At 37.1% G+C, this 5224-nt stretch carries 4 protein-coding genes and 1 other RNA gene; all 5 read left to right on the top strand.

Annotated features, from left to right (window positions below; all coding sequences use genetic code 11):
• Positions 1–81 precede the first annotated feature (81 nt).
• The 5 genes from secG (at position 82) to ssrA (ending at position 4777) form a co-directional block, all read left to right on the top strand.
• Complete coding sequence (gene secG / locus U473_RS10200; protein ID WP_068726000.1) at positions 82–321, top strand: preprotein translocase subunit SecG; 240 nt, start codon at positions 82–84, stop codon at positions 319–321.
• Between the two features lie 321 nt (positions 322–642).
• The gene (locus U473_RS10195; protein ID WP_068725997.1) at positions 643–1389 is read left to right on the top strand and encodes an alpha/beta hydrolase; all 747 of its coding nucleotides are present in this window, start codon (positions 643–645) and stop codon (positions 1387–1389) included.
• A 43-nt stretch (positions 1390–1432) separates the two neighbouring features.
• Positions 1433–3724 (top strand): ribonuclease R, encoded by a 2292-nt coding sequence (gene rnr, locus U473_RS10190; RefSeq protein ID WP_082732493.1) that lies wholly within the window; start codon positions 1433–1435, stop codon positions 3722–3724.
• A gap of 125 nt (positions 3725–3849) precedes the next feature.
• A complete protein-coding gene (smpB, locus tag U473_RS10185) occupies positions 3850–4317 on the top strand; it encodes an SsrA-binding protein SmpB (RefSeq protein ID WP_068725995.1) in 468 nt (155 codons plus the stop codon).
• 97 nt (positions 4318–4414) lie between these two features.
• Positions 4415–4777, top strand: a transfer-messenger RNA (tmRNA) gene (ssrA, locus tag U473_RS10180).
• The last annotated feature ends 447 nt before the right edge of the window (positions 4778–5224 follow it).

The following is a 5224-nucleotide window of genomic DNA, read 5'->3' as shown; positions in this document are numbered from 1 at the left end:
AAAACCTTGGAATTAAAACTTGAACTTTGTCCTGATTTATGTTAAATTACATATGTTAAACTCCTTAAGGAGGTGTTGATCGTGGCCATTTTTCTAAAAATTCTATTAGTCATTGTGTCTTTAGGGTTAATAGGTTCTGTTCTACTTCAGTCTGGTAAAAGTGCTGGATTATCTGGAAGTATTGCTGGTGGAGCTGAACAATTATTTGGTAAACAAAAGGCACGTGGTCTAGATGCGGTACTTGAGAAAGTAACCATTGGGTTAGCTGTAGGCTTTATTATTCTTTCCATTCTTGTTGCTTACATTGTGAAAGTGCAATAGATGATGTGTGAAAATATGAATACACTAAGATAACAGCAGGGTACTCTTGCTGTTTTTTTAATACAAAAGAAAGTAACTTTCTTTTAATTCCAAGTTTCTACATGAATCCTAAATGCTTTATTGAGAAGTTTCGTAAACGCTTAAAGATAGATGGAGATTTATTCCTTGAGGCAATACATCTATGAAACCATAAAGTTCCAGGAAAAGATACTTATTTTTTTATCGAAATCGAGACATATCGTTTGCAGAGATGAGGAAAAAAAGAATTGGTAATCGAGGAGGCAAGTCAATTTTTACTTGGCGATGAGGAAGGTGGTATTGATGAAAATCACTAAAAAGAGTCCAGAACCTTTTTATTATCAAGGGGATAAAAGGATAGGGCTACTCTTGATACATGGATTTACAGGTTCTCCTGCTGAAATAAGATTATTAGGGGATTTTCTCCAGCAAAAGGGTTATGCTGTATATGCACCGTTATTAGCAGGGCATGGAACTTCTCCGGAAGAGATGGCAAAAACCAATCAAGAGGATTGGTGGAATAGTGTCTTAGAAGCTTATGAGTTTATGAAAAGCGAAGGATATGATCAGATAATTTCGATTGGGTTATCGATGGGAGGTATTTTATCTTTAAAATTAGCGATGGAAAAACCATTACTAGCAGTGATTCCTATGGCAGCACCCATTTTTGTCCATGACAAACGGATGGCTTTTGCTAGGTGGATTAAATACATAAAAGCATATCAGGTTAAGGGAAAAAAGGTGGATCAGATTGAGGAAAATCTAGCAAGCTATGATCGGACTCCAATAAAATGTGTAGAAAGTCTCCATCGCTTGATAAAAGAAGTCAAACATGATTTACCCCGTGTTCATTGCCCTGTTTTCATTATGCAAGGAAAACGTGATGAAACGGTAATCCCTGAAAGTGCAAATTATATTTATCGACATATAAGCTCATCAACAAAAGAGATCAAATGGTATGAACAATCAACACATATCTTGACTATTGATCAAGAAAGGGAAAAAGTTTTTGAGGATCTTTACTTATTTATATCGCAAATTAGTCAATAATATAGGATACAACAATCTTCCTCAATTATAGGGGTGTTACGTTATGCAAGCGACGAAAGATAATATTTTAGATTTTATGCGAGAAAAACTATATAAACCAATGACGATCAGAGAATTAGAAGAGGTCTTCGCTATTGAAGGTGCTCAAAATTTTAAAGAGTTTGTTAAATTGATGAATGAATTAGAGGAAAATGGTGAAATTGTACGAACAAGGGCAAACACCTATGGTCTTCCTGAAAAAATGAATTTGATCAAAGGGAAGTTACAGAGTCATCCAAAAGGATTTGGTTTTGTCATTCCTGAGGATAAAGGGGAATCAGACGTCTATATTCACCTAAACGATATGCATGGTGCGATGAATGGTGACCATGTCTTGGCAAGGATAAGCCTAAAAACCTCTGGTACTCGTAGGGAAGGTGAAATCGTACGCATTCTAAAACGAGCAAATCGTCAAGTTGTAGGTACCTTTACCGAAGGGGAATATTATGGTTTTGTCATTCCAGATGATAAGCGAATTTACCAAGATATTTTTATTCCAAAAGCCGGTGTGAATGGGGCTGTTGAAGGGCATAAGGTAGTTGTTAGGATCACTAAATATCCTGAAGGAAGAATGAGTCCAGAAGGGGAAGTTATTGAGATTTTGGGCCATAAAAATGATCCAGGTGTCGATATCTTATCGATTATTCGCAAATATGGCTTACCAGAAGCTTTTTCCGATGAAGTGATGCAAGAAGCAGAAAAAGTACCTGATTCGATTTCAGAAGATGAGATCAAGAATAGACGTGATCTTCGAAATAAAAAAATGGTCACGATTGATGGTGAGGATGCAAAAGATTTAGATGATGCTGTCTCTATTGAACGATTAGAGAATGGAAATTATTTATTAGGAGTACATATTGCGGATGTTTCTTATTATGTAAAGGAAGGATCTCATTTAGATCGGGAAGCCTATTTTAGAGGAACAAGCGTCTACTTAGTAGATCGAGTCATCCCTATGTTACCTCATCGGTTATCTAATGGTATCTGTTCCTTAAACCCGCAAGTGGATCGTTTAGCGATGAGTTGTGAAATGGAGATTACTCCCCGCGGGGAAGTTGTGAATCACGATATCTTTACAAGCGTTATACGTACAAATGAGCGAATGACATATACCAATGTAAGAAAAATACTTGAAGAAGAACCGCCAGAATTAATGGAAAGATATAAAGGTCTGATCGATGATTTTAAAATGATGAGGGATTTAGCACTTATTTTGCGTAATAAACGAATGAGTCGGGGTGCGATTGATTTTGATTTTGAGGAATCAAAAATCATCGTTGATGAAGAAGGAAAACCAATTGAGATAAGAAAACGTGAACGCTCGATTGCCGAACAAATTATTGAAGAATTTATGCTAAAAGCGAATGAAACAGTGGCAGAACACTTTTATTGGTTACGAGTACCCTTTTTATATCGTGTCCATGAAGATCCAGATCCAGATAAACTATTTGCTTTTGCGGAGTTTATCACCAATTTTGGTTATGTGGTAAAAGGGTTAAGCAATCAAATTCATCCACGTGCATTACAAACCGTCCTTGAGGAAATTCAAGATACGCCAGAACAAACCATTATAAGTACAGTACTTTTACGTTCGATGAGGCAAGCACGATATGACGCAGAACCATTAGGCCATTTTGGTCTATCTACCGAATTTTATTCCCATTTTACTTCGCCAATTCGTAGATACCCTGATTTACAGATCCATCGAATTATTCGGGAAGTATTAGAACAAGGAGCTCTTTCACCAGAAAGACATGCATACTTGCAAAGTATGATGCCAATTGTTGCTGAACACTCCTCAGAAAGGGAACGAGTAGCGGTTGATGCAGAAAGAGAAACAGATGATTTGAAAAAAGCAGAATTCATGCTTGATAAAATTGGTGAAGAATTTGAAGGAATGATTAGCAGTGTCACCTCATTTGGTATGTTTGTAGAGTTGGAAAATTCTGTTGAAGGTTTAATCCATGTCAGCTATTTAATCGATGACTACTATTATTTTCACGAAAAACAGTATGCATTAATTGGTGAGAGAACAGGAAAAATATTCCGAATTGGCGATACGGTAAAGGTTCGTGTATCGAATGTAAATCTAGATGAGCACACAGTTGACTTTGAACTTGTAGATATGAAACCAAAATCCGCCAATAAAATGAAAAGGCCTAAATTAATTGAGAGTGGAAAACGAAACAGCAGAAAACCAAAAGGGAAACGATCTACTGATAAAACTGAAAGTAAAGTGATCGTGGCGAAAAATGATAAAAAGAAAAAGGCAAAAAAGAAAAGAACTCGATCATAACGAAGAATTAGATTTGAATAAATATGAAAAGAAGGGAAACGGACAACGGTTTCCCTTTTGATTTTACATTGTGGTTTTGATATAATATTTTTCTAACGATATCATATGTAAGAGGTGAGCACGAAATGGGGAAAAAGGATGGAAAAGTTGTCGCACAAAACAAAAAGGCAACCCATGATTATTTTATAGAGGATACCTATGAGGCTGGGATCGTGCTTACTGGAACCGAAATTAAATCCATCCGTGCAGGAAAAGCTAATTTAAAGGACAGCTTTGCTCGTATCTCTAATGGGGAAGTTTTTATTCATAATATGCATATTAGTCCTTTTGAACATGGAAATCGGTTTAATCATGAACCGACAAGAACAAGAAAATTACTTCTTCATAAAGAGGAGATTAGAAAATTAATTGGTAAGACTAAAGAACAAGGGTATTCTTTAGTTCCTCTTAAGCTATATTTACGCAATGGGTTTGCCAAATTAGACTTAGCTTTAGCTAAAGGTAAAAAATTGTATGACAAAAGGCATGACATTGCAAAAAGAGATGCTAATCGCGAAATGGCGCGTGCTCTGCGAGAAAAGCAAAAATATTGATGGTAAAAGGTTCAACTTTTAAAAGTATATCAATCATGATATACTATAGTATGTAGTAAGTGGTTGAAGTTAATCATTCACTTCTCACCTCTAATACGGGGGCGTTTTGGATTCGACGGGGATAGTTCGAGCATCAGTAGCGAGTCGAGGGGCAGCGGCCTCGTTAAAACGCGAAAGCCAATAATAACTGGCAAAACTAACAATAACTTCGCATTAGCTGCTTAATTCAGCTTGCGGCTCTACCACTCCATCGCCCATGTGGCGTGACTAGGGCTCAACTTTAGTGGGATACGCGGTTCGCCTTCCGTCTGTAGGTGGCCGAAGAGACCAATCAGACTAGCTTATTCGAACGTTTGTTACTTGGCAGTCGGATAAGCAAATCCAAATCAAGTAACTGCACTCGGAGAAGCTGATGTGGCGTTATTTTCGGACAGGGGTTCGATTCCCCTCGCCTCCACCATACATATTAAGAAAAAAACACCGCATGAGGTGTTTTTTTCGCTTTTTCAGAATATTCATAGCGAATATTACCGATAATCGGTATATTATACTAGAAAGAAAACCAAGTTCGACATTTAGAAAACGTGATCCAGAAAAACAACTTCTTTTGTTTAAGATGGCGAAAAAGAGAAAAGATAGACTTTTTAAAAAGATAGGCGAACGCGAGTATGAACTTAAAAAAGAGGGGGGTACAAATGAACGATGACGTAGTGAACTACCCGCCACCTACGTTTCGCTTAGAGGTGGGGGCTTCTAAGGTAATCGCACCTAACGGTACGAAATTTACTTAGCTATAAAGCCTGTTCCATGCTCTATTTATGATTATACTAACAGTCGCAATCCTTCACGCTTGATATTGATAGAAGCGTTCCAATCTCTATCTGCCACAAAACCACAATCACATTGG

It is taken from the genome of Tepidibacillus decaturensis, from assembly GCF_001561915.1.
Classification (GTDB): Bacteria; Bacillota; Bacilli; order Tepidibacillales; family Tepidibacillaceae; genus Tepidibacillus_B; species Tepidibacillus_B infernus.
This window is presented reverse-complemented; position numbering and strand designations above follow the sequence as displayed.